This is a genomic window from Saccharothrix deserti (genome assembly GCF_009769385.1).
GTDB lineage: Bacteria > Actinomycetota > Actinomycetes > Mycobacteriales > Pseudonocardiaceae > Actinosynnema > Actinosynnema deserti.
Genome location: NZ_VKAB01000017.1, coordinates 206237 through 227970, shown reverse-complemented (window position 1 = coordinate 227970; position 21734 = coordinate 206237). Strand labels below are relative to the sequence as shown.

The 21734-nt window shown below is 71.6% G+C and carries 23 protein-coding genes and 1 riboswitch; of the genes, 10 read left to right on the top strand and 13 right to left on the bottom strand.

Translation table 11 applies throughout. From position 1 onward, the window contains the following. Positions 1–60 precede the first annotated feature (60 nt). From FM051_RS27780 to FM051_RS27760, 5 genes are all read right to left on the bottom strand, one after another. Positions 61–840 carry a phosphodiesterase gene (locus FM051_RS27780; RefSeq protein ID WP_158848366.1) on the bottom strand — a complete coding sequence of 260 codons (780 nt, stop codon included), beginning with the start codon at positions 838–840 and terminating at the stop codon, positions 61–63. A 296-nt stretch (positions 841–1136) separates the two neighbouring features. Continuing rightward, complete coding sequence (gene groL / locus FM051_RS27775) at positions 1137–2759, bottom strand: chaperonin GroEL (protein WP_158848364.1); 1623 nt, start codon at positions 2757–2759, stop codon at positions 1137–1139. 217 nt (positions 2760–2976) lie between these two features. Beyond that, positions 2977–4215 (bottom strand): serine/threonine-protein kinase, encoded by a 1239-nt coding sequence (locus FM051_RS27770; protein ID WP_158848362.1) that lies wholly within the window; start codon positions 4213–4215, stop codon positions 2977–2979. 156 nt (positions 4216–4371) lie between these two features. After that, positions 4372–4578 carry a cold-shock protein gene (locus FM051_RS27765; RefSeq protein ID WP_033432301.1) on the bottom strand — a complete coding sequence of 69 codons (207 nt, stop codon included), beginning with the start codon at positions 4576–4578 and terminating at the stop codon, positions 4372–4374. 80 nt (positions 4579–4658) lie between these two features. Then, on the bottom strand, positions 4659–5303 hold the full coding sequence (locus FM051_RS27760) for an AIM24 family protein (RefSeq protein ID WP_158848574.1): 645 nt from the start codon (positions 5301–5303) through the stop codon (positions 4659–4661). Between the two features lie 56 nt (positions 5304–5359). Between FM051_RS27760 and moeA the strand changes: the two genes are divergently transcribed. The 4 genes from moeA to FM051_RS27740 all read left to right on the top strand — a co-directional run bounded on the left by moeA (position 5360) and on the right by FM051_RS27740 (position 11047). Beyond that, positions 5360–6592 carry a molybdopterin molybdotransferase MoeA gene (gene moeA / locus FM051_RS27755; RefSeq protein ID WP_158848360.1) on the top strand — a complete coding sequence of 411 codons (1233 nt, stop codon included), beginning with the start codon at positions 5360–5362 and terminating at the stop codon, positions 6590–6592. Between the two features lie 175 nt (positions 6593–6767). After that, positions 6768–7478: a phosphatidylserine decarboxylase gene (locus tag FM051_RS27750; protein WP_158848358.1), complete on the top strand. Its 711-nt coding sequence runs from the start codon at positions 6768–6770 to the stop codon at positions 7476–7478. Positions 7479–7482: 4 nt separating this feature from the next. Next, on the top strand, positions 7483–8454 hold the full coding sequence (gene pssA / locus FM051_RS27745; RefSeq protein WP_158848356.1) for a CDP-diacylglycerol--serine O-phosphatidyltransferase: 972 nt from the start codon (positions 7483–7485) through the stop codon (positions 8452–8454). 259 nt (positions 8455–8713) lie between these two features. Beyond that, the gene (locus FM051_RS27740; RefSeq protein ID WP_158848354.1) at positions 8714–11047 is read left to right on the top strand and encodes an AAA family ATPase; all 2334 of its coding nucleotides are present in this window, start codon (positions 8714–8716) and stop codon (positions 11045–11047) included. Between the two features lie 46 nt (positions 11048–11093). On the opposite strand, the gene FM051_RS27735 is transcribed toward FM051_RS27740, so the two are convergent. Both FM051_RS27735 and FM051_RS27730 read right to left on the bottom strand, forming a co-directional pair. Beyond that, the gene (locus tag FM051_RS27735; RefSeq protein WP_158848352.1) at positions 11094–11711 is read right to left on the bottom strand and encodes a LytR C-terminal domain-containing protein; all 618 of its coding nucleotides are present in this window, start codon (positions 11709–11711) and stop codon (positions 11094–11096) included. Then, a complete protein-coding gene (locus FM051_RS27730) occupies positions 11708–12004 on the bottom strand; it encodes a DUF3263 domain-containing protein (protein WP_158848350.1) in 297 nt (98 codons plus the stop codon). The genes FM051_RS27735 and FM051_RS27730 overlap by 4 nt, the downstream gene beginning before the upstream one ends. A 111-nt stretch (positions 12005–12115) precedes the next feature. Between FM051_RS27730 and FM051_RS27725 the strand changes: the two genes are divergently transcribed. After that, the gene (locus tag FM051_RS27725; RefSeq protein WP_158848348.1) at positions 12116–12703 is read left to right on the top strand and encodes a peptide deformylase; all 588 of its coding nucleotides are present in this window, start codon (positions 12116–12118) and stop codon (positions 12701–12703) included. Positions 12704–12795: 92 nt separating this feature from the next. Here the strand turns inward: FM051_RS27725 and FM051_RS27720 are convergent, their stop codons facing one another. Further along, positions 12796–13557 (bottom strand): hypothetical protein, encoded by a 762-nt coding sequence (locus FM051_RS27720; RefSeq protein ID WP_202919051.1) that lies wholly within the window; start codon positions 13555–13557, stop codon positions 12796–12798. Positions 13558–13777: 220 nt separating this feature from the next. On the opposite strand from FM051_RS27720, the gene thiC reads away from it, so the two are divergent. From thiC to FM051_RS27700, 4 genes are read left to right on the top strand one after another with little or no spacing between them, the layout of a single operon-like run. Then, complete coding sequence (gene thiC, locus FM051_RS27715) at positions 13778–15427, top strand: phosphomethylpyrimidine synthase ThiC (RefSeq protein ID WP_158848346.1); 1650 nt, start codon at positions 13778–13780, stop codon at positions 15425–15427. Positions 15428–15441: 14 nt separating this feature from the next. Continuing rightward, positions 15442–16245, top strand: a complete 804-nt coding sequence (thiD, locus tag FM051_RS27710) for a bifunctional hydroxymethylpyrimidine kinase/phosphomethylpyrimidine kinase (protein WP_158848344.1) — start codon at positions 15442–15444, stop codon at positions 16243–16245. A gap of 10 nt (positions 16246–16255) precedes the next feature. Continuing rightward, positions 16256–16549: a hypothetical protein gene (locus FM051_RS27705; protein WP_158848342.1), complete on the top strand. Its 294-nt coding sequence runs from the start codon at positions 16256–16258 to the stop codon at positions 16547–16549. Next, positions 16524–16883 carry a WD40 repeat domain-containing protein gene (locus tag FM051_RS27700; RefSeq protein ID WP_158848340.1) on the top strand — a complete coding sequence of 120 codons (360 nt, stop codon included), beginning with the start codon at positions 16524–16526 and terminating at the stop codon, positions 16881–16883. Before FM051_RS27705 ends, FM051_RS27700 begins: the two co-directional genes overlap by 26 nt. A 37-nt stretch (positions 16884–16920) precedes the next feature. Here FM051_RS27700 and FM051_RS27695 read toward each other — a convergent pair whose 3' ends face one another. Genes FM051_RS27695 through thiO form a run of 4 tightly spaced genes read right to left on the bottom strand, consistent with a single transcriptional unit; the run spans position 16921 to position 19353 of the window. After that, positions 16921–17352, bottom strand: coding sequence for a MarR family winged helix-turn-helix transcriptional regulator (locus tag FM051_RS27695; RefSeq protein ID WP_158848338.1), 432 nt, complete (start codon positions 17350–17352; stop codon positions 16921–16923). A 57-nt stretch (positions 17353–17409) separates the two neighbouring features. Next, entirely contained in the window at positions 17410–18165 is a 756-nt protein-coding gene (gene thiG / locus FM051_RS27690; protein ID WP_158848336.1) for a thiazole synthase, read from the bottom strand. A gap of 1 nt (position 18166) precedes the next feature. Beyond that, positions 18167–18367, bottom strand: a complete 201-nt coding sequence (gene thiS / locus FM051_RS27685; protein WP_158848334.1) for a sulfur carrier protein ThiS — start codon at positions 18365–18367, stop codon at positions 18167–18169. After that, entirely contained in the window at positions 18364–19353 is a 990-nt protein-coding gene (gene thiO / locus FM051_RS27680; protein WP_158848573.1) for a glycine oxidase ThiO, read from the bottom strand. The genes thiS and thiO overlap by 4 nt, the downstream gene beginning before the upstream one ends. After that, a riboswitch (TPP riboswitch) is annotated at positions 19354–19464 on the bottom strand. Between the two features lie 44 nt (positions 19465–19508). On the opposite strand from thiO, the gene thiE reads away from it, so the two are divergent. After that, complete coding sequence (gene thiE / locus FM051_RS27675) at positions 19509–20168, top strand: thiamine phosphate synthase (RefSeq protein WP_158848332.1); 660 nt, start codon at positions 19509–19511, stop codon at positions 20166–20168. 99 nt (positions 20169–20267) lie between these two features. Here thiE and FM051_RS27670 read toward each other — a convergent pair whose 3' ends face one another. Next, entirely contained in the window at positions 20268–21431 is a 1164-nt protein-coding gene (locus tag FM051_RS27670) for a S1 family peptidase (protein ID WP_158848330.1), read from the bottom strand. Between the last annotated feature and the right edge of the window lie 303 nt (positions 21432–21734).

The following is a 21734-nucleotide window of genomic DNA, read 5'->3' as shown; positions in this document are numbered from 1 at the left end:
CCATCCGTGGCCCGACCTGAGGCAGCATCACGTGCACGGTCCACCAGGTGGCGGTGGGCTTCAGAACGAGCCGATCAACGCACCCGCGTCACTCACCGGCACGGTGTGCGTGGCGAAACCGGATTCGGTGGCGACGTGCAGCAGGAACCCGGTCGGCTCGGCGAGGGCCCCGATCTGCCGGTCGGCGCGCAGGGTGAGCGACGTCTGGCGGTAGGTGCTCGGCGCGACGGACACCGAGGTGCCCGCGAACGGCACGCTGATCGCGCGGTGCACGTGGCCTGCGAGAACGCGCGCCACGTTGCCGTGGCGGCCGAGGACCGCGCCCAACGCCGGGCCGTTCTCCAGCCGCATCCCGTCGAGGAACGGGATCCCCACCGCGACCGGCGGGTGGTGCAGGCACACGAAGGCGGGCACGTCGGGGCGTTGGGCGAGCACGTCGTCCAGCCAGGACAGCTGGTCGTCGCCGAGGATTCCGGCAGGCCCGTCCGGTCGCCACGAGTCCAGGGCGATGACCGTGAAGCCGGGGTGGGCGACGGCGTAGTGCGTGGACGTCCCGCCGCCGAGGAACGACGTGCCGCCGAACACTTCGAGCAGCGCGCCGGGGTTGTCGTGGTTGCCGGTGGTCAGGTGGAGCGGCAGCGGGAAGGCGCCGATGACCTCGCGCAGCTGGGTGTAGGCGTCGACGTGCCCGTGTTCGGTCAGGTCGCCGGTGATGACCACGCAGTCCGGCCGCGGATCCAGCGCCAGGACGCGGCCCAGTGCGCGGCGCAGGGAGGCTGCGGGTTCGGCGGCCAAGGCGTCGGTCCGCAGGTGCGGGTCGCTCAGGTGCGCGATGAGCACGTGGTCGGCTCCAGTCCTCGATGGCGAACGGGGTGCGGCGGCGGACGTCGGGGCGGCGTGGTCGGAGGCTGGGTGTGGGCTGGGTGTGGGCAGGTGGGGTGGTTCGGGGTTCGGTCTGGTTTAACCGAGGTTCGGTAACGGTGTTTCCGTACACTTTTTGGTTGATCTCACCCGATGGTGTGATCCAGAGGCCGTTCTACCCCCATGCTCGCACGGCGAAGGGCCCGGTTCACCTGAGGTGAACCGGGCCCTTCCGTGACTTCAACCGATCAAACCGGTCCGGAGACCTGGCTCGATCAGAAGTCCATGCCGCCGCCCTCGGGCATGGCCGGGGCAGCGCCCGCCTTCTCCGGCTTGTCCGCCACCACAGCCTCGGTGGTGAGGAACAGCGCGGCGATCGACGCGGCGTTCTGCAGCGCCGAACGGGTGACCTTCGTCGGGTCCGGCACGCCGGCCGCGAGCAGGTCCTCGTACACGCCGGTCGCGGCGTTGAGGCCGTGGCCGACGGGGAGGCCCTTGACCTTCTCCACCACGACGCCACCCTCGAGGCCGGCGTTGATGGCGATCTGCTTCAACGGCGCCTCGACGGCGACCTTGACGATGTTCGCACCGGTCGCCTCGTCGCCCTCGAGCTTCAGGCCCGCGAACGCGATCTCGGCGGCCTGCAGCAGCGCGACGCCACCACCGGCGACGATGCCCTCCTCGACGGCGGCCTTGGCGTTGCGCACCGCGTCCTCGATGCGGTGCTTGCGCTCCTTCAGCTCCACCTCGGTGGCGGCGCCGGCCTTGATGACCGCGACACCGCCGGCGAGCTTCGCCAGGCGCTCCTGCAGCTTCTCGCGGTCGTAGTCGGAGTCCGACTTCTCGATCTCCGCGCGGATCTGGTTGACGCGGCCCTGGATCTGCTCGGCGTCACCCGCACCCTCGACGACCGTGGTCTCGTCCTTGGTCACGACGACCTTGCGGGCCTTGCCCAGCAGCGACAGGTCGGCGTTCTCCAGCTTGAGGCCGACGTCCTCGGTGATGACCTGGCCACCGGTGAGGATGGCGATGTCCTGGAGGATCGCCTTGCGGCGGTCGCCGAAGCCCGGGGCCTTGACGGCGACGGACTTGAACGTGCCGCGGATCTTGTTGACGACCAGCGTGGCCAGGGCCTCGCCCTCGACGTCCTCGGAGATGATCAGCAGCGGCTTGCCGCTCTGCATGACCTTCTCCAGCAGCGGGAGCAGGTCCTTCACCGACGCGATCTTCGAGCCGTAGAGCAGGATGTACGGGTCCTCGAGGACCGCTTCCTGCCGCTCCGGGTCGGTCACGAAGTAACCGGAGATGTACCCCTTGTCGAAGCGCATACCCTCGGTGAGCTCGAGTTCGAGCCCGAGAGCGTTGCTCTCCTCGACGGTGATGACGCCTTCCTTGCCGACCTTGTCCATCGCCTCGGCGATGAGCTCGCCGATGGTGGTGTCGCCCGCGGAGATGGACGCCGTGGCGGCGATCTGCTCCTTGGTCTCGACCTCCTTGGCGGTCTTGTGCAGCTGCTCGATCACGGCGTCGACGGCCTGCTCGATGCCGCGCTTGAGGCCGAGCGGGTTGGCGCCGGCGGCCACGTTGCGCAGGCCCTCGCGGACCAGCGCCTGGGCCAGCACGGTGGCGGTGGTGGTGCCGTCACCCGCGACGTCGTCGGTCTTCTTCGCCACTTCCTTGACGAGTTCGGCCCCGATCTTCTCCCACGGGTCCTCGAGCTCGATCTCCTTGGCGATGGAGACGCCGTCGTTGGTGATGGTCGGCGCGCCCCACTTCTTCTCGAGCACGACGTTGCGGCCCTTGGGGCCGAGCGTCACCTTGACGGCGTCGGCGAGAATGTTCATGCCACGCTCGAGGCCGCGGCGGGCATCCTCGTCGAACGCGATCATCTTGGCCATTGCGGTGTGTTCCTCCGCCTGATTACGAATGGGGCCACTGCGGGCTCGCGCCCACAGCGGAACACGGTGCTTCGGCCAGGACTCGGTGCCCGCGACGGACGACCTGCCCCCGGAGGGGGACCGGCCTCACCGTCCCAGCCTGCGTGTTGGCACTCGGGTGTTCCGAGTGCCAATACCGTGTTTAGCACTCGACCGAGGAGAGTGCAAGAAATCGAGGTCAGCGGGACGTGCGAACGGGCACGCTGGTGGGCAGCGCTTTGCTGCTCGTCGTGCCTCCGACCTCGATGGACTGGCTGGTGCCGCCGGTGCCGCCCTGGCGCGGCGGTTCGTCCTTCGGAGTGAGGATCACCACGAGGACGATGATCAGCACGATCGCCACCGCGCCGGCGATGACGGGCGCGAGCCACGACGGCCGGGACTTGGCGGTGGTGGTGAACGCGCTGGCGCCGACCTGCGCGGGCGGGCGCAGCCGCACCGGCTCCTGCAGGAAGCCCGGCTGCTGCTGGTAGGGCGGCCGGTACTGGGGCTGCTGCGCGGGCACGCCACCGGTCTGCGGGCCCATCTGCTGCGCGCCCATCGGCAACGGGCCGGAGTCCGTGCGGCGGGGCGGCGGGGCGCCCTGGGGCGCGGCGGACAGCGCGACGCGCGCCGCGGCGATCAGCTCGACGCACGAGCCGTACCGCTGGGACGGGTCCTTGGAGGTGCCCTTGCGCAGCACGTCGTCGATGGCCGGCGGCAGCGCCACCACGGCGGTCAGCGGCGGGATCTCGGAGCCGAGGTGGCCCTGGATGACGTCCTGCACGGACCCCTGGAACGGTGGCCGCCCGGACAGGCACGCGTACACCATGCACGCGAGCGCGTACTGGTCGGTGCGGCCGTCGAGCGGTTCGCCGCGCAGGTGCTCGGGCGCGGCGTAGGTGGGTGAGCCGAGGAAGTCGCCGGTGCGGGTGCGGTGCCCGGTGGCGCCGCGCCGGGTGAGGCCGAAGTCGGCCAGGTAGACGTGCTCGCCCGCGGCTTCCTTGGCGGTGACCAGCACGTTGGCCGGTTTCACGTCGAGGTGGACGAGGCCCTTGCCGTGCAGCATGTCCAGCGCCTCGGCGACCTGGCCGAGCAGCGTCAGGGTGCGCGCGGGCGAGAGGGGGCCGTCCTTGATGTGCGACGCGAGGTCCTGGCCGTCGACCAGCCGCATGGCGATGTAGAGCAGCCCGTCGACCTCGTCGAAGTCGTAGAGCGGCACGATGTTGGCGTGGTCGATCGCCGAGGTGTTGCGGGCCTCGTCGACGAACCGCTCGCGGAACTCGGCGTCCGCGGTGAGGTGTTCGCCGATGACCTTCAGCGCGACCTTGCGACCGAGCCTGACGTCCGTGGCCTTGTAGGTCACGCTCATGCCACCTCGGCCGAGCACCCCGTCGATCCGGTAATGGCCCAGCCGTCGCCCGCTCAGGTCCTCCGACACGCGAGGGAGCCTAACGTCCGCGGACAAGGGCTTGCGCGCGGTTCCCGGCATTGACGGCAAACACACACCCGGAAGCCACACCCGGGGAAGCCGCACACCGGGAAGCCACGCACCGGGAAAGCGGCCCGACCCGCCGCGCAGCGGGTCGGGCGGAGGTCACGATGCCTTCCGGACGTCCGATGCCTGGCTGCGGCCGTCGCGGCCCGCCTGGATCTCGAACTCCACGCGGTCACCCTCGGCCAGCGTGCGGAAGCCTTCCATCTGGATCGCCGAGTAGTGCACGAAGACATCCGGCCCGCCGTCGGCGGCGATGAAGCCGTACCCCTTCTCCGAGTTGAACCACTTGACCGTGCCGACAGCCAAGACGTCCTCCTTTGAGAAATACCTTGAGCAAACCGCCACGCTAGAGGCACGAGGGGGTTCCCCGATACCTCCTTATGGAGTCATGAGCGGGCGCTGAATCCGTTGTCGCGCAACCAACTGACAAGTCCTCGCGGGCTGCGGGTCCGGGTGAGCACCAAACCGGGACCGGCGAAGTCGAGCACGAGTCCTTCGCCATTCCGCACGGATTGGGGGGCGTCCGGGGAAACGGCGCGCAGCCGGCACTGGACCGTGTCGGCGAACGCGACCACGTGCCCGCTGCTCAAGGTGACCAGCTCGCCCGGGTCGAGGGTCACCACGTCGAGGGTGCCGTAGCAGCTGAGCACGACGGGCCCGGTGCCGAAGGCGTAGGTGAGGAAGCCGTTGTCGCCGCCGTGGAGGGCGCGCACGGGCGGTGCGGCGGGGTCGAGGTGCGCGGTGGCGGCGCAGGCGAGCCAGCTGTTGCGGGTGACGCACCAGCCGGTCTTGCCGTCGAGTTCGAGCACGTGCAGGTCGCCGGGCAGGGGCGGGGCGACGTCCACCCAGCCGCCTTCGGCGCCCGCGGTGCACAGCGCGGCGGTGACGCCGGGCGCCTTGGTCCTGTGGTCGATGCCGATCCCGTAACTGGTCGCGAGCACCGAGGAGCGCTCGACCACCACCGGTTCACCGGGTGCCAGGACGAGTCGGGCCACCCCGAACGTGGGGGTGTGGCGGGTCCGGACCTGCAACTTTCCCCCTGTCGTGATCAGCACCGGTTGGAGCAGTCTGCCACGCGGGCGGCAGGATGGTGTGCGTGTCGAACAGGCTGAGTCGAGTCGCTGATCACAAGGCCCGTGTCGCCGGGCTCGTCGGGCTGATGCCGGTGGTGGAACTGCCGGTGGCCAGCCGACAAGACGAAGAGCACTGCCTGGGGTTGGTGCTGGCCGGTGACGTGGTCGCGCCGGTGCCGTTGCCGCCGTTCGACAACTCGGCGATGGACGGTTACGCGGTGCGCGCGGTGGATGTGGCGTCGGTCCCGGTGGAGTTGCCGGTGGCGGAGGACATCCCGGCGGGGCGGACGTCGCTGGCGCCGTTGGAGCCCGGCACCGCGCACCGGATCATGACGGGTGCGCCGATGCCGCCGGGTGCGGACGCCGTGGTGCAGGTGGAGTGGACGGACGGCGGCACGTCGGTGGTGCGGGTCGATCGCGGGGTGGCGGTCGGGGCGAACGTGCGGCGGATGGCGGACGACGTGGCCGTGGGCACGACGGTGCTGCGTGCCGGCGTCACGCTCGGTCCGGCGCAGTTGGGGTTGGCGGCGGCGCTGGGGTTCGGTTCGCTGCCCGTCCGTCGCCGGCCTCGGGTGCTGGTGCTGTCGACCGGGTCCGAGCTGGTGGGGCCGGGTGTGGCGTTGGAGCCGGGGCAGATCTACGAGTCGAACGGCGTGATGCTGGCCGCGGCGGTGCGCGAGGCGGGCGGCGAGGCGGAGTTGCTGCGGTTCGTGCCGGACGACGTGGAGCAGTTCCACGCGGCGATCGCGCCGCGGTTGGCGTCGGTCGACCTGCTGCTCACGTCCGGTGGGGTGAGCGCGGGGGCGTACGAGGTGGTGAAGGACGCGTTCACCGGTCGTGGCGTGGAGTTCACGAAGGTCGCGATGCAGCCGGGCGGGCCGCAGGGCGCGGGGCGCTACCAGGGTGTGGCGGTGGCGACGCTGCCCGGGAACCCGGTGAGCGCGCAGGTGTCGTTCGAGGTGTTCATCCGGCCCGCGCTGCGGGCGGCCATGGGCTTCGCCACCGTGGAACGGCCGACCGCCGCCGCGCGGTTGAGCGCGCCGATCACCTCGCCGGCGGGACGCACGCAGTTCCGGCGCGGCGCGTACGACCCGGCTTCGGGTCAGGTGGTGACGCCGGTGGGCGGGCCGGGTTCGCACCTGCTGTCGGCGTTGGCGATCAGCAACTGCCTGATCGAGGTGCCCGAGGACGTCACGGAACTCGCGGCCGGGGCCGAGGTCGCGGTGCGCCTGCTGCACGGAGAGTAGTTTGGGGTTGACACTCCGACGTCGATCACGGAGTGTGACCAGGATTACACTTGAGTTGTCCTCGTTCCGGTCGGTCCGTGCGTTCGTCGGGGGACGCACGGGCGGGCCGGACGAGGGCCGGTGGAGCCGCGTAGCGTGTGGCGCGCCGGAAGCACCGCCCTGACACGGAAGAGCCATGACCGTCGATCGCGACAAGAACAGTGGTGCCGTCTCCCACTTCCTCGAGCTCGCCCGGGGGATCGTTCCCCCGATGCACCCCGCGGGCCGTCCCTTCGTGGCCGGCGCAGCCGTCGCGACACTGCTGCTGCGCCGGTTCTCCAAGCGCTTCGGCATCGCGGGCGCGCTGCTGACCGCGTGGGTCGCGTGGTTCTTCCGCGAGCCCAGGCGCACCACACCCACCCGTCCCGGCGTCGCGGTCGCACCCGCCGACGGCACGGTGTCGCACGTCGTCGAGGCCGCGCCGCCCGCCGAACTCGGGCTCGGCTCCGCGCCGATGACCCGGATCAGCGTGTTCCTGTCGGTGTTCGACGTGCACGTGCAGCGCGTGCCCGTGGCCGGCCTGGTGCGGCAGGTGTCGTACCGGCCCGGGAAGTTCCTGTCCGCGGACCTGGACAAGGCGAGCGAGGACAACGAGCGCAACACGGTGTGGCTGAGCACGCCGTCGGGGCAGGACGTGGTGGTCGTGCAGATCGCGGGCCTGGTGGCGCGGCGGATCGTGTGCGAGGTCGTCGAGGGCGACAAGGTCGGGGTCGGGCAGACGTACGGCCTGATCCGGTTCGGCTCGCGGGTCGACCTGTACGTGCCTTCGGGCAGCCGGGTGCTGGTCGAGGCCGGGCAGCGCACCATCGGCGGCGAGACCGTGCTCGCCGAGCTCCCGGAGGGCTGAGCGGATGGCTCCCAGCGGGCCGGGGATAAGGCTTCTGCCGAACGCCATCACGGTGCTGGCGATGTGCGCGGGGCTGTCGGCCGTGCACTTCGCGATCAGCGGGATGTACGGAGCGGCGATCGGATCGATCGCGGCGGCGGCGGTGTTCGACGGGTTGGACGGGCGGATCGCCCGGCTGCTCGACGCGACCAGCAAGATGGGCGCGGAGCTGGACTCGCTGGCCGACGCGATCTCGTTCGGCGTCGCGCCCGCCCTGGTGATCTACGTGTGGAAGTTCGACCCGGGTCGTGAGGGCTGGGTCGTCGCGTTGATCTTCGCGGTGTGCATGGTGCTGCGGTTGGCGCGGTTCAACACGCTGCTGGAGGTGGAGCAGCCGCCGTTCGCGAAGGAGTTCTTCGTGGGCGTGCCGGCGCCGGCCGGTGGCTTGTTGCTGCTGCTGCCGCTGATCGTGGACGAGCAGCTGGGCCGGTCCGGGTGGTGGTCGGAGAAGATCGTCGTCGCGGTGTGGACGGTCGGGATCGCGATGCTGCTGGTGAGCCGGATCCCGACGCTGTCCGTGAAGACGATCAAGGTGCCGCCGAGGTTCGTCGCGCCGTTGTTGGTGCTGGTCGGGTTGCTGGCGGCGGCGGTCATCACGTTCCCGCTGGTGGCGTTGATCGCGGCGATGCTGGTGTACCTCGGGCACCTGCCGTACTCGGTGCGGCGGTACCGGTGGCTGGCGAAGCACCCGGAGGCGTGGTCGGTGGCGGCGGCGGACCGGCGGGCGATCAAGCGGGCCCACGGTGTGGCGGCGCGGCGGTTGGGGTTGCGGCAGCCTCTCGGTGGACGGGTGGCGGGCGCGGCGATGCGTGCCGTGCGGCGGCCCCGGCGGGCGGTCGACCCGACGCAGGTGGCGGCGGAGACGAACGGCCAGCCGCGGCCCGGCAAGCGGCGCGGGTGGCGGCAGATCGGCTTGCGCCGGCACGACCGGCCTTGATCTTCTGCACGCCGGCACGACTGCCCATGATCTTCTACACTGTGTCTGACCTGCACTTTTACTTGAGAACGGGATACACGATCGGGTGATCATCGCCCGATCAAGTACGGAAACGCTGTTATTTCCGATGTGAAACGTCGGTTGGAACAACGAGGACCGCACCCAACCCCCGCCCCACCCACCCCGACCACACCCCACACCCCACACCCGCCCCGACCACACCCGCCGAACCACGCTGACCCCCACTACGCTCGACGCCGTGATCACCCTGACCGCCCGCCTGTCCCCCTCGGCCCTGGACACCCGGCGCGGGGTGGTGCGCCTGCACCCGGAGGTGCTGGACGCGCTGGGCCTGCGTGCGTGGGACGCGGTGCGCCTGACGGGCGCACGGGTGAGCGCCGCACTGGCCGCCGCGACGGCCGGCGACGGCGCGCCCGGCGTGGTGTTCGTGGACGACGTGACGCTGTCGAACCTCGGCGTGGTGGAAGGCGCGGAGGTGGTGGTGGCCCCGGTCGACGTCGCCGCCGCCCGCACGGTGACGGTGGCCGGGTCGCGGTTGGCGAGCACGTCGCTGACGCCCGAGACGCTGCGCATGGCGCTGACCGGCAAGGTGCTGACCGTCGGCGACGCGGTGTCGCTGCTGCCGCAGGACCTGGCACCGCCGCCCGGCGCGGACGTGAGCGCCACGCGGCGGAAGCTGTCCAACGCGATCGGCATGACGTGGACCAACGAGCTGCTGACGATCACGGCCGCCGACCCCGCCGGTGGGCCGGTGGCCGTGCAGCCGTCGACGGTGGTCGGCTGGCGTGACGGTCCGCGCACCGGTGACGCGCCCGCGGTCGTGGCGGGTGGGGGTTCGGCGCGCGGGGGTGCGGCGGGTTCGGGTGCGGCCGGTGCGCCTGGTGCGGCGGGTTTGGGTGCGCCTGGTGCGGCGGGCTCGGGTTCGGGCGGTGTGGTTTCGGCGGGGGCGGCCGGCGTGGGTGGTGGGTCGTCGGTGGCGGCGGTCGAGGCTGTGGCGCGGGTCGTGCCCGCTGTGCCGGTCGCGGATCTGGTGGGGCAGCAGGAGGCTGCGAAGCGGCTGGCGGAGTGGCTGGACCTGACGTTCAGCCACCCCGAGTTGCTGGCCCGGCTCGGTGCTACGGCGCGGTTGGCGGCGCTGGTGAGCGGGCCCGAGGGGGTTGGCAAGACGACGTTCGTGCGGGCCGTCGCGCACGGGGCCAAGGCGGCGGTCGTGGAGGTTGCGGCGCCCAGCATCGCGGTGTTGGAGGCGAACGCGGCGGCGCAGCGGGTGGCGGACGCGCTGGCTTCGGCGCAGGCACAGGCGCCGGCGGTGTTGTTGTTGACCGACGTCGAGGCCCTGTTGCCGGCAGCCACGCCTCCGCCGGTGGCGACGGTGGTGTTGGACGCGTTGCGCGGGCGGCCCGACGGGGTCGCGTTGGTGGTCACCAGCGCGCATCCGGAGGCCATCGACCCGAGGCTCCGGGTGCCGGAGTTGGTGGATCGGGAGCTGGTGCTGCCGTTGCCCGACGGCGGCGGGCGGACCGAATTGCTGCGGGTTCTGCTGCGGGACGTGCCGGTGGAGTCCGATGTGGACCTGGGTGCGGTCGCGGATCGGACGCCCGGGTTCGTCGTGGCGGATCTGGTGGCGTTGCGGCGGGAGGCGGCGGTCCGGGCGGCTTTGCGGCAGCGGGACGTGGACGAGCCCCGTGTCGGGCAGGCGGACCTGTTGGGCGCGTTGGAGGTCGTCCGACCGATCTCGATGTCCACTTCGGACACTTTGCGGACCGGTGGCCTGACGTTGGACGACGTCGGCGACATGGTCGAGGTCAAGCAGGCGTTGACCGAGGCCGCGTTGTGGCCGCTGCAGTACCCGGATTCCTTCGCCCGCCTGGGTGTCGCGCCGCCGCGCGGGTTGCTGCTGTACGGGCCGCCGGGGTGCGGTAAGACGTTCCTGGTGCGGGCGTTGGCCGGGTCCGGGCGGCTGAACGTGTTGTCGGTCAAGGGCGCGGAGCTGATGGACAAGTTCGTCGGCGAGTCCGAGCGGGCGGTTCGCGAGTTGTTCCGACGTGCCGCCGAGGCCGCGCCCGCGATGGTGTTCCTGGACGAGGTCGACGCGTTGGCGCCCCGGCGCGGGCAGTCGTCCGATTCCGGTGTGTCCGATCGGGTGGTGGCTGCTCTGCTGACCGAGTTGGACGGGGTCGAGCCGCTGCGTGACGTGATCGTGCTGGGCGCGACGAACCGGCCCGAGCTCGTGGACCCGGCGTTGCTGCGGCCCGGCCGGTTGGAGCGGCTGGTGTACGTGCCGCCGCCGGACGCCGAGGCGCGGGCGGAGATCCTGCGGGCGTCGTCCCGGAACACGCCGTTGGCGTCGGATGTGGATCTCGGTGCGTTGGCCGAGGAGTTGGACGGGTATTCGGCGGCGGACTGCGCGGCGTTGATCCGCGAGGCCGCGTTGACGGCGATGCGGGAGTCGTTGGCGGCGGCGGAGGTGACGGGTGCCCACCTCGCCTCGGCGCGTGCGGCCGTCCGGCCCTCGTTGGACCCGGTGCAGCTCGCGACCCTCGCCGCCTACGCCAAGTCCCGCGAACGGTGACCGTGGTCCCGCACGGTCACCCCGCACGGGTGACCGTGCGGGAGGGTCAGGAGCCCTTGGGTGAGGGGCCCTTGTAGTCGTTGGTGACGATCACGATGATGCCCGCGTGCGCGTCCTGGATGCCGTCGAAGCGGGCTTCCACCCGGGCGTTGAGGATCTGCGCGAGTTCGCGGGCGGAGGCTTCCTCGTCGGTGCCCGGCCGGTAGTAGACCGTGGTGGTCGGGATGAGGCCCTGCGAGTAGTTGCCCTTTTCGGCGACCTGCCAACCGGCTCGTTCCACGTCGTCCGACGCGCGACCGGCCAGGCCCTGGGTGGTGCTGTTGTTGTAGACGCGCACCGGGGGCTTCTGGGTCGTGGTCACCGGTGGTGGCGGGGTGGTCGTGGTGGTCGCGCCCGGGTTGCCGGTCGTCGTCGTGGGCGCGCCCGTGGTCGGGGACGTCTCGGACGGCGCGGGGGACGGGGTCGTCGGATCGCCGGTCGCCGACGAGGTGTCCGAGGTGGTGGACGGCGTGGTCGGCTGGGCGGTGGGCTGGTCGTCGTCCGGGCCGCCGATGAACAGGCTGACCAAGCCGATCACGAGGGCGATGACGGCCACGCCGATCAGCGCGTAGCCCAGGGCGCGTGCCGGGTGCGCGGGGCCCGCCGGCTGTTCCGGATTCGTCATCGGCGCTCGACGCCCAGCCGCTTCGCCGCGCGGGCGCGTTGCCTGCCGGAGCGGGACCTGCGCAGTCTCTTGATCAACATCGGATCGGCGGCCAACGCCTCTTCCTTCTCGATCAACGCGTTGAGCAGCTGGTAGTACCGCGTCGCGGACATGTCGAACAGTTCTTTGACGGCCTGTTCCTTCGCACCCGCGTACTTCCACCACTGGCGTTCGAAGGCCAGGATCTCGCGCTCCCGGTCGCTCAAACCGTCGTCCGGCCCCTCCGCCGGCGCCAGTGCCTCTGCGGCGTCCATCTGGCTCCTCAGCCGTGTCCCGTGCGTGGGTGCCATTACATCACGTGATCTTCGCGAGGGTCGGCTCATCGGTCGGCGCGTCCGGATCGACGCGCCGATAGGCTGGACGCCATGGCAGTTCACCCGATCCGGATCGCCGGAGATCCCGTGCTCCACAACCCGACCCGCCCGGTCGAGGTGTTCGACGACGCGCTGCGCGCCCTGATCGACGACATGTACGAGACGATGGCGGCGGCGCACGGTGTGGGGCTGGCGGCCAACCAGATCGGGGTCGACCTGCGGTTGTTCGTCTACGACTGCCCGGACGACGAGGGTGTGCGGCACCGGGGTGTGGTGGTGAACCCGACGTTGGAGACGTCCGAGGTGCCGCTGGGCATGCCGGATCCGGACGACGATTACGAGGGCTGCCTGTCCGCGCCGGGCGAGTCGTACCCGACGGGGCGGGCGTCGTGGGCGAAGGTGACCGGTTCCGACGGTGACGGCAAGCCGGTCGAGGTCGAGGGGACCGGGTTCTTCGCGCGGTGCCTCCAGCACGAGACCGATCATCTCGACGGGTTCATCTACCTGGACCGGCTGGTGGGGCGGCACAAGCGGGCGGCGCGGAAGATGCTGAAGTCCAACGGCTGGGGTGTGCCCGGCCTGTCGTGGGACCCGGCGACCTCCGAGGACCCGTTCGCGGACGACGACGAGGACGAGTAGCCCCGGCCGGTGCCGGTGTCGGTGCCGGTGTCGGTGTCGGTGTCGGCGGGCCGACCGGGTGGACGGCCGCCGACCTGGTGCTGGTCGGCGTGCTAGACCGGGTCCGTGGCCGGCTCGTCCGAGGCGGTGCGCGTCGGGTCCTGGAGCGTGTCTCCGGTGGCGTCCTCGTCGCGTCGGGGCTTCGCCTGGTGTTCGACGCGCGTTGAGCCCTCGGGCCGCCGCCAGGGCAGTTCGGGGAACGACGCCAGCTCGACGTGGGTGGTGCAGCCCGCCAGTTCGGGGTAGGCGCCGGCGAGGACGGAGGCCCGGATGCGCTGCACCTGGCCGACCGTCGGCAGCTCCCCCACCAGCAGGAACGGCAGCAGCAGACGCCACGCGCGGACGACCGCCGCACGTCGTCGGTGCGGTGCGCGCAGGGTCGCGCGGGCCACCCGCAGCGCGTGTTCGCCCGCCGTGATGGACGACGGGAACCCGGCGTGGTCCCACGACCAGCGCAGGCCGTCGGCCATGGCGCACCTGACGCAGTCCACCGGTCCGGTGCCCAGTTCCTCGCCGCACTGGGAGCACGCGAGCAGGCTCATGGCCCAGTCGGTGCACGTCCACGGGTGCAGCCCGACCTCGTCGGCCAGCACGAGTTCGGCCAGCTCACGCTCCCCCGCGCCGCCTTCGGCGAGCTGTTCGGCGGCCAGCAGCACCTGCCAGTCGAGCAGCCAGTACTGGTCGACCAGCTCGGCGCAGAACCGGCACCCGGGGTAGCCGCGCCCCGCCAGGTCGCCGCACGACGGGCACGGCGAGACCGCGGCGGGGCGTGCCACGCGCCGGGCGCCGGGCGGGAACGGCCGGTGATCAGCCACGCGGAGAAAGGTACGCGCAAACGGTGGCGGTTGGCATCCGCACCTTGGCATCGACACCGGGCCGTGGCTATGGTCAGGCCGACAGCTCAACACACACTGACAACTCAACACACGCGGGAGCTCGCGCCACAGCGGGCTGAGAGGGCGGCTGGGGCCAGGGGCTCCGGTGCCGCCGACCGCCTGAACCTGACCGGGTAATGCCGGCGTAGGGAGGAATGTCGTGACGGCACTTGACGACCGTTCGGTCAAGCCCAGTGTCACCACCGGGCCGATCTCCGGCTCGCACAAGGTCTACCGCCAGGTGGACGAGGACGTGCGGGTGCCCTTTCGGAGGGTGGAGCTGACCAACGGCGATCACGTCGATCTGTACGACACTTCCGGTCCGTATACCGACGACGACGTGACCATCGACGTCCACAGTGGACTTCCCGCACTGCGTGCGGACTGGATCTCGAAGAGGGAACCGGTCGGCGGGGCGGTGACCCAGCTGGCGTACGCCAAGGCGGGGGTCGTCACGCCGGAGATGAGGTTCATCGCGGCGCGCGAGAACATGAGCCCGGAGTTCGTCCGCGACGAGGTGGCGATCGGCCGGGCGGTCATCCCGCTCAACCGGAACCACCCCGAGGCCGAGCCGATGATCATCGGCAAGAAGTTCCTGGTCAAGATCAACGCGAACATCGGGAACTCGGCCGTGACCTCCTCGATCGAGGAGGAGGTGGAGAAGATGGTGTGGGCGTCGCGGTGGGGCGCCGACACGATCATGGACCTGTCGACCGGCAAGCGGATCCACGAGACCCGCGAGTGGATCATGCGGAACTCGCCGGTGCCGATCGGCACGGTGCCGATCTACCAGGCGTTGGAGAAGGTGGACGGCGATCCGGCGAAGCTGTCGTGGGAGGTGTACCGCGACACGGTGATCGAGCAGGCCGAGCAGGGCGTCGACTACATGACGGTGCACGCGGGCGTGCTGTTGCGGTACGTGCCGCTGACGGCTCGCAGGGTGACGGGCATCGTGTCGCGCGGCGGGTCGATCATGGCGGCGTGGTGCCTGGCGCACCACCGGGAGAGCTTCCTCTACACGCACTTCGAGGAGCTGTGCGAGATCCTGCGCACGTACGACGTCACGTTCAGCCTGGGTGACGGGCTGCGGCCGGGGTCGATCGCGGACGCCAACGACGAGGCGCAGTTCGCCGAGTTGCGGACGTTGGGCGAGTTGACGCACATCGCGCGGGCGCACGACGTGCAGGTGATGATCGAGGGTCCGGGTCACGTGCCGATGCACAAGATCGCGGAGAACGTGCGGTTGGAGGAGGAGTGGTGCGGTGAGGCGCCGTTCTACACCCTCGGGCCGCTGGCCACGGACATCGCGCCCGGGTACGACCACATCACGTCGGCGATCGGGGCGGCGCAGATCGGGTGGCTGGGCACGGCGATGCTCTGCTACGTCACGCCGAAGGAGCACCTGGGGCTGCCCAACCGGGACGACGTGAAGACCGGCGTGATCACGTACAAGATCGCGGCGCACAGCGCTGACCTGGCCAAGGGTCACCCAGGCGTGCAGGACTGGGACGACGCGCTGTCGAAGGCGCGGTTCGAGTTCCGGTGGGAGGACCAGTTCAACCTGTCGCTCGACCCGGACACCGCGCGGTCGTTCCACGACGAGACGCTGCCCGCGTCGCCCGCGAAGACGGCGCACTTCTGCTCGATGTGCGGGCCGAAGTTCTGCTCGATGAAGATCACCCAGGACGTGCGGCGGTACGCGGAGGAGCGCGGTCTGTCCACTGTGGAGGCGATCGAGGCGGGCATGTCGGAGAAGTCGCACGAGTTCACCGACCACGGCAACAAGGTCTACCTGCCGGTAGTGGACTGATGGGGGGTGGACTGATGGCGTCCACGCCACCGAGGGTCCTCACCATCGCCGGATCGGATTCCGGCGGTGGTGCGGGCCTGCAGGCCGATCTGCGGACGTTGTTCGCGTGCGGTGTGCACGGGATGACGGCGGTCACGGCGGTGACCGTGCAGAACTCGCTGGGCGTCACCGGGTACACCGAGATCCCGCCGGACGTGGTGGCGGCGCAGATCGAGGCGGTGGCCGCGGACATCGGGGTGGACGCGGCGAAGACGGGGATGCTGGCGTCGGCGGCGATCATCGAGGCCGTCGCGGCGGCGGTCGACCGGGTCCACATCGGACCGTTCGTGGTCGACCCGGTGGCGGCGTCGATGCACGGGAACCAGCTGCTGGCCGATGACGCGCTGGACGCGTTGCGGTCGTTGCTGTTCCCGCGGGCGACGCTGGTCACGCCGAACCTGGACGAGGTGCGGCTGCTCACCGGTATCGACGTGCGCAGCCGTGCGGACCAGCGGAAAGCCGCCGAGGCGCTGCACGCGATGGGCCCGGAGTGGGTGCTGGTGAAGGGCGGGCACCTGTGGGACGACCCGGAGTGCCTGGACGTGCTGTACGACGGCGCGGAGTTCGTCGAGTTCCTCGGGCCGCGGTACGACGTGAAGCACACCCACGGCAGTGGCGACACGCTCGCGTCGGCGATCGCGTCGCAGCTGGCGCGGGGTGCGGACGTGCCGGCGGCGGTGCGGTTCGGCAAGGACTTCATCGTCCGTTCGGTGGCCGCCGCGTACCCGTTGGGAGGCGGGGTCGGTCCGGTGTCGCCTTTGTGGCGGTTGGAGGGCTAGCTTCGGTGGGGTGGAGGTCGACCTGACCGGCGCCCCGGAGACGATGTCGGCGACGCTGTACGCGCGGGCGCTCGACGCCCGCGCGCAGCACCCGGTCCTCGGTGACACGGCGGCTCTCGGCGCCGTGTCGCGGATCGAGTACGACTTCCGCCGCGCGGGCATCAACGCGTCCGCGGCGGCGGGCGTGGCGATGCGCCGGCCGGTGGTCGCCGCCGCCGAGGGTCTGACCACGTACCTGCCCGAGGACGAGCAACACGGTCGGCGCGTTCGGGGCCGTCGTGCTCGCTTGGCTGATCACCGCTGACGTGATCACCGTCGACGGCGCCTTCGTCACCGCTCAGCAGTATTCCGAGAAGGTGCGGATCTGGTCGCCGGACGGCACGTCCGCGGTGCTCGGTGACATGGGTGGGCTGCGCTGCCTGGGCGGGACGCGGGTGGGTGGCCGCACGCTGATCATCGCGGGCGGGTCGGGAGTCAAGGTGTGGGACGCCGCCGACGGGACCGAGGCCGGCCACGTCGACACGCGCGGGCACGACGTCACGGCGCTGGGGTCGGCGGACATCGACGGGCGTCGGGTGCTCGTCACGTCCGGGAACGACGGCGTGCTGCGGATCTGGGACGAGTCCGACCTGGCCTGAAGCGCCGACGACGCGGTGCGGAGGCCGAACGCCGGCGTCAGGTCGTCTCGCCGACCAGTTCCTCCAACGCCGGCAGGGCGTTCACCAGGGCGTCCCGGTGTTCCGGCGTCAGCTCCTCGATGCGCCGCTGCAACTCGCGCACCCGGGCAGAGCGGACACCGGACACCATCGTCACGCCCTCCGGCGTGGGCGTCGCCAGCCAGGCCCGCCCGTCCTGCGGGTCCGGCTCACGCCGCACGTACCCGGCCTCCACCAGGGCGGCCACGATCCGCGACAGGGTCGGCGGGGCGACGCCCTCCTTGCCGGCGAGGTCGCCCAACCGCATCGGACCGCACCGCGCCAACGTGGCCAGCGCGGACACCGCGCCCGGCCCCAGCCCGGGTGACCCGGTGCGCCGCAGCAGCCGGGATAGCCTGCCGATCGCGAGGTACAGCCGGGCGGTGGCGTCCTCGACCTGGTCGGCCGTCACGGCACTCCTCCTCGGGCAGACGGACACGATGAGCGTCCATCATGCCGTGTCCGGCAATCACCCCACGGCCGGACTCGACGCATGCGCCCAGAACCGCTTCGGGATCCGTCCCGCCAGCCGCGCCAGCCGGCCCGCCTCGACACCGGCGCGCATGGCCGCCGCCATCCGCTCCGGGTCCTGCGCCCTCGTCACCGCCGTCGCCAGCAGCACGGCCGAACAGCCCAGCTCCATCGCCAACGCCGCGTCCGACGCCGTGCCGACACCCGCGTCGAGGACCACCGGCACCGACGCGCGGGACACGATGAGCTCGATGTTGTGCGGGTTCCGGATGCCCAGGCCCGTCCCGATGGGCGAACCCAGCGGCATCACGGCGGCGCAGCCGATCTGCTCCAACCGCAACGCCAGCACCGGGTCGTCGGAGGTGTAGGGCAGCACCACGAACCCGTCGTCGACCAGCTTCTCCGCCGCGTCCAACAACTCCACCGGGTCCGGCAGCAGCGTCTGGTCGTCCGCGACGACCTCCAGCTTCACCCAGTTCGTCTCCAACGCCTCCCGCGCCAGCCGCGCGGTCAGCACGGCCTCGGCGGCGGTGCGGCAGCCGGCGGTGTTGGGCAGCGCGGAGATGCCCAGCCGGCCCAGGAGGTCCAGCACGCCGCCGCCGGACGCGTCCAGGCGGCGCATCGCGACCGTGGTCAACTCGGTGCCGGACGCGACCAGGGCGCGTTCCAGCACCGACAGGTTCGCCGCGCCACCCGTGCCCATGACCAGCCGCGAGCCGAACTCGCGTCCGGCGATCACCAAGGGGTCGTCCACGTCAGCCTCCCTGCACGGCGGTCAGCACCTCGACCACGGCGCCTTCGGGCACCGCGGTCGTCCCCCACGCCGCGCGCGGCACGACTTCGCCGTCCACCGCGACCGCGACCCCGCTGGGCGGTGCGTCCAGCAGCGCGAGCACGGACGCGACGGTCGACCCGTCGGCCAGTTCCCGCTCCAGACCGTTGACCTTCGCCTTCACCGACTGTTTCCTCCCTCGCGGAGCAGGGTGAGCACCCGCCGCGCCGTGACGGGCGCGAGCAGCAGACCGTTGCGGTGGTGGCCGGTGGCGGCCAGCACACCGGGTTCGAGCCAGTCGACGACCGGCGCGTTGTCGGGGCTGCCCGCGCGGAACCCGGCGGCGGCCTCGACCAGCGCGTACTCGGCGATACCGGGCCACACCACCTCGGCGTCGCGCAGCAGGTCCCGCACACCGCCGACGGTGACGTCGCCGTCGAACCCGGCCTCGTACTGGGTCGCGCCGAGCACGAACCCGCCCTCGCGCGGCACCAGGTAGACGGGTCGCCCGGACACCTGGGCGCGGATCGTGTGCCGGGGCGGCGGCAGTGCGCCGGGTCTCGCTTTCAGCCGCAGGATCTCGCCCTTGACGGGCCGGATCACGCCGCGCAGCAACGGGTGCAGGTCGCGGCTCCACGCGCCGGCCGCGATCACCACCACGTCGGACTCCGTGGACTCCGTCGCGAACGCCACCCCGCTCGCGACGCACGCCTCGCGCAGCGCGCGCAGCAACGCCCGGTTGTCCACGGCCAGGTCACCCGGCACCGACAGTCCACTTCGGACAGGACCGAGGCCGGGTTCCAACGCGCGCAGCTCACGCCCGGTCAGCCGGGACGCGGACCGCCCCATCGTGGCCAGGTAGGCGCACAGCCGGTCCAGCACCTCGGCATCCGCCCGGTCCACGGCCACCGCCAACGTCCCCGCCGGCGACAGCTCCACCCCCAGCTCGCGGGCGAACTCCGGCCACAGCTCCAGGGATTCGACGCCGAGGTCCAGCACGTCCTCGTCACCGGGCCACGCCTCGGTGATCGGCGCGAGCATCCCGCCCGCCACCCACGAACCGCCGTGCGGCGAACCGTGGTCGACCAGCTCGACCGGGAAACCGGCGCGCGCGGCGTACCAGGCCGCGGACAGGCCGATGACACCACCGCCGAGGACGGTCACTCGCATTGCCAAGGCACTCACGCTCCCTGCGCCGGCATGACCCGGATCAGGTTCGACGGTCGGAGCGAACCACGCTCCCTCTCAGCCCGGTGTTTCCAGGCTCCCGTGCGGACCGCCTCCACCGTAGCGCAAGAAACGGCCCGCCGGTTACCGTGCGGGCCGTGCCAGGACTCGACGGAACGCAGATCAGGCGGCGGCTCGCCGACGCGCGGCTCTACCTCTGCACGCCGACGCGACCGGACCTCGCGGAGTTCGCGGACGCCGCGCTCGCGGGCGGCGTGGACATCGTGCAGTTGCGCGACAAGGGGCTCGAAGCCAGGCAGGAGATCGCCGCGCTCGAAGTGCTCGCCGAGGCGTGCGCGCGGCACGGCGCGCTGCTCGCGGTGAACGACCGGGCGGACGTGGCGCTCGCCGTGGACGCCGACGTGCTGCACCTCGGGCAGGACGACCTGCCGGTGCCGGACGCCCGCCGGATCCTGGGCGACGACGTCGTCATCGGCCGGTCGACGCACGACGTCGACCAGGCGCGTGCGGCGGCGGTCGAGCCTGGCGTGGACTACTTCTGCACCGGCCCGTGCTGGCCCACGCCGACCAAGCCGGGACGTCCCGCGCCGGGCTTGGACCTGGTGCGCGCCACGGCCGGCACGACGGACCGGCCGTGGTTCGCGATCGGCGGCATCGACCGGGCCCGGCTGCCGGAGGTGCTGGCCGCGGGCGCGGACCGGGTGGTCGTCGTGCGCGCCGTCACGGAGGCGGCGGACCCCCGTGAAGCCGCGGCCTGGCTGAAGCGCCGGCTGAGCGGCGTGCGGTCGGCGGTGTGATGCGCGGGAACACCCCCTGGGCCGAGGAGGTGGCCCAGAGGGTGTTCTTCAAGCGGTGCGCGGTCCGCAGGGGGAACGACCGCGCGCCTGGAGCCGCGATCAGCCGCGGGTCAGGCTCAACCCGTAGGCGCTGAGGATCTCGCCGACCGGCTGGAAGAACGTCGTGCCGCCGGACGAGCAGTTGCCCGAACCACCGGAGGTCACGCCCTGGGCCTGGCTGTAGCCGGAGCCCGCCACCCACGAACCGCCCGAGTCACCGGGCTCGGCGCAGGCGTTGGTGCGGGTCAGGCCGCCGACCGAGCCCTGCGCGTAGTTCACCGTCTGGTTCTTGGCCTGGACGGTGCCGCAGCGCCAGCCGGTGGTCGAGCCGGAACGGCAGATCGCCGCGCCGACCGCCGCCGACGTGGAGCCGGTCACGGTGACGTTGGAGCCGTTGTAGCGGTTGACCCACGGGCGCGAGGTCCAGCTGGAGTTCGTCCGCACCCAGGCGTAGTCGTTGCCCGGGAAGGACGAGCCGGCGAACGTGCCCTGCGAGACGCGGTTGTAGCCGGTCGTCGCGTTGCCCGTGCGACCGCAGTGGCCCGCGGTCACGAAGCCGCCGGAGACCGCGAAGCCAACCGAGCACCGGCCGCTGCCGATGTAGTAGGCGTCACCGCCCCTGGTGTCGTACAGGGTCGTCGGGGTCTCGTCGACCTCGACCACCCGGACCGCCGGGCTGACCGACTTGGCCGCGGCCAGGAACGACTCCGCCGCCGCGTCGCGCTGGAAGCGGTTGACCTCGACCACGACCGAGTTGGTCTGGTCGTCGACCCGCCAGCCGGTGATCGACTTCGGCGCCGACATGCCGTCCAGCGCCGACTTCGCGCCGGTCAGCTGCTGGTGGGAGAAGGCGACGTACTTGGCGTCGGCGCCCGCGGCACGGGCCGCGTCCGCCTTCGCCGGGTCGGTCACCGCGACGACCAGCTTGCCGGTCGACGCGTTGATCCACGAGCCCGCGTAGGCGCCGCCGACCGCCGACTTCGCCGCGGACTCGACCTCACCCGACCGGGCGTCACTCGCCAAACGGGCGGTGATCTGCTCGGCGTTCAGGCCCAGGTCGCGTTGCACCGCTTGGAGCAACTCGGTCGGGTAGCTCTCCGTATCGGCCGGGCTTGCCGCATAGGGCGCGGCGGTGTCCGCGATGGCCGGTACGCTGAGAGCTGTAGCCGTGCCGGTGGCCAGCAGGACGGCCGTGGCAAGGCGAGCCGCACTCGTGCGGTTCATTAGGCGTCTCCCTCATCTTCGGGTGCAGGGAACCCGAGAGCCTGGTTGCAGGGACCGCTCTCGGGGGCTCTAGGGGGACGGGCGGTGGGGCGGCGGCAGGGGTCGCCCCACCCCTTTACTTCTCGCCCAGGTCGTCGCTCGGGTCTCCGGGTCAGTGGTCGCGCACGGCGTCACACACGGCAAGGACAGGGCTCGCGGCTCGCGCATGGCCCTCCTCCCCGGTCTCTACTGACCAGTACTCGCCCGTTCGAGCGACGTTATGACCCTGTTACCTATTACGGTTCAGGCCATCTGAGGGCGAAG

Bases quoted from the DNA above. Each gene is read 5' to 3' on its own strand.
- thiO (WP_158848573.1), bottom strand. From the start codon at position 19,353: ATGCGAGTGACCGTCCTCGGCGGTGGTGTCATCGGCCTGTCCGCGGCC.
- pssA (WP_158848356.1), top strand. From the start codon at position 7,483: ATGGCTCCCAGCGGGCCGGGGATAAGGCTTCTGCCGAACGCCATCACG.
- thiD (WP_158848344.1), top strand. From the start codon at position 15,442: ATGGCGTCCACGCCACCGAGGGTCCTCACCATCGCCGGATCGGATTCC.
- moeA (WP_158848360.1), top strand. From the start codon at position 5,360: ATGGTGTGCGTGTCGAACAGGCTGAGTCGAGTCGCTGATCACAAGGCC.
- FM051_RS27725 (WP_158848348.1), top strand. From the start codon at position 12,116: ATGGCAGTTCACCCGATCCGGATCGCCGGAGATCCCGTGCTCCACAAC.
- groL (WP_158848364.1), bottom strand. From the start codon at position 2,759: ATGGCCAAGATGATCGCGTTCGACGAGGATGCCCGCCGCGGCCTCGAG.
- FM051_RS27670 (WP_158848330.1), bottom strand. From the start codon at position 21,431: ATGAACCGCACGAGTGCGGCTCGCCTTGCCACGGCCGTCCTGCTGGCC.
- FM051_RS27735 (WP_158848352.1), bottom strand. From the start codon at position 11,711: ATGACGAATCCGGAACAGCCGGCGGGCCCCGCGCACCCGGCACGCGCC.
- FM051_RS27730 (WP_158848350.1), bottom strand. From the start codon at position 12,004: ATGGACGCCGCAGAGGCACTGGCGCCGGCGGAGGGGCCGGACGACGGT.
- FM051_RS27750 (WP_158848358.1), top strand. From the start codon at position 6,768: ATGACCGTCGATCGCGACAAGAACAGTGGTGCCGTCTCCCACTTCCTC.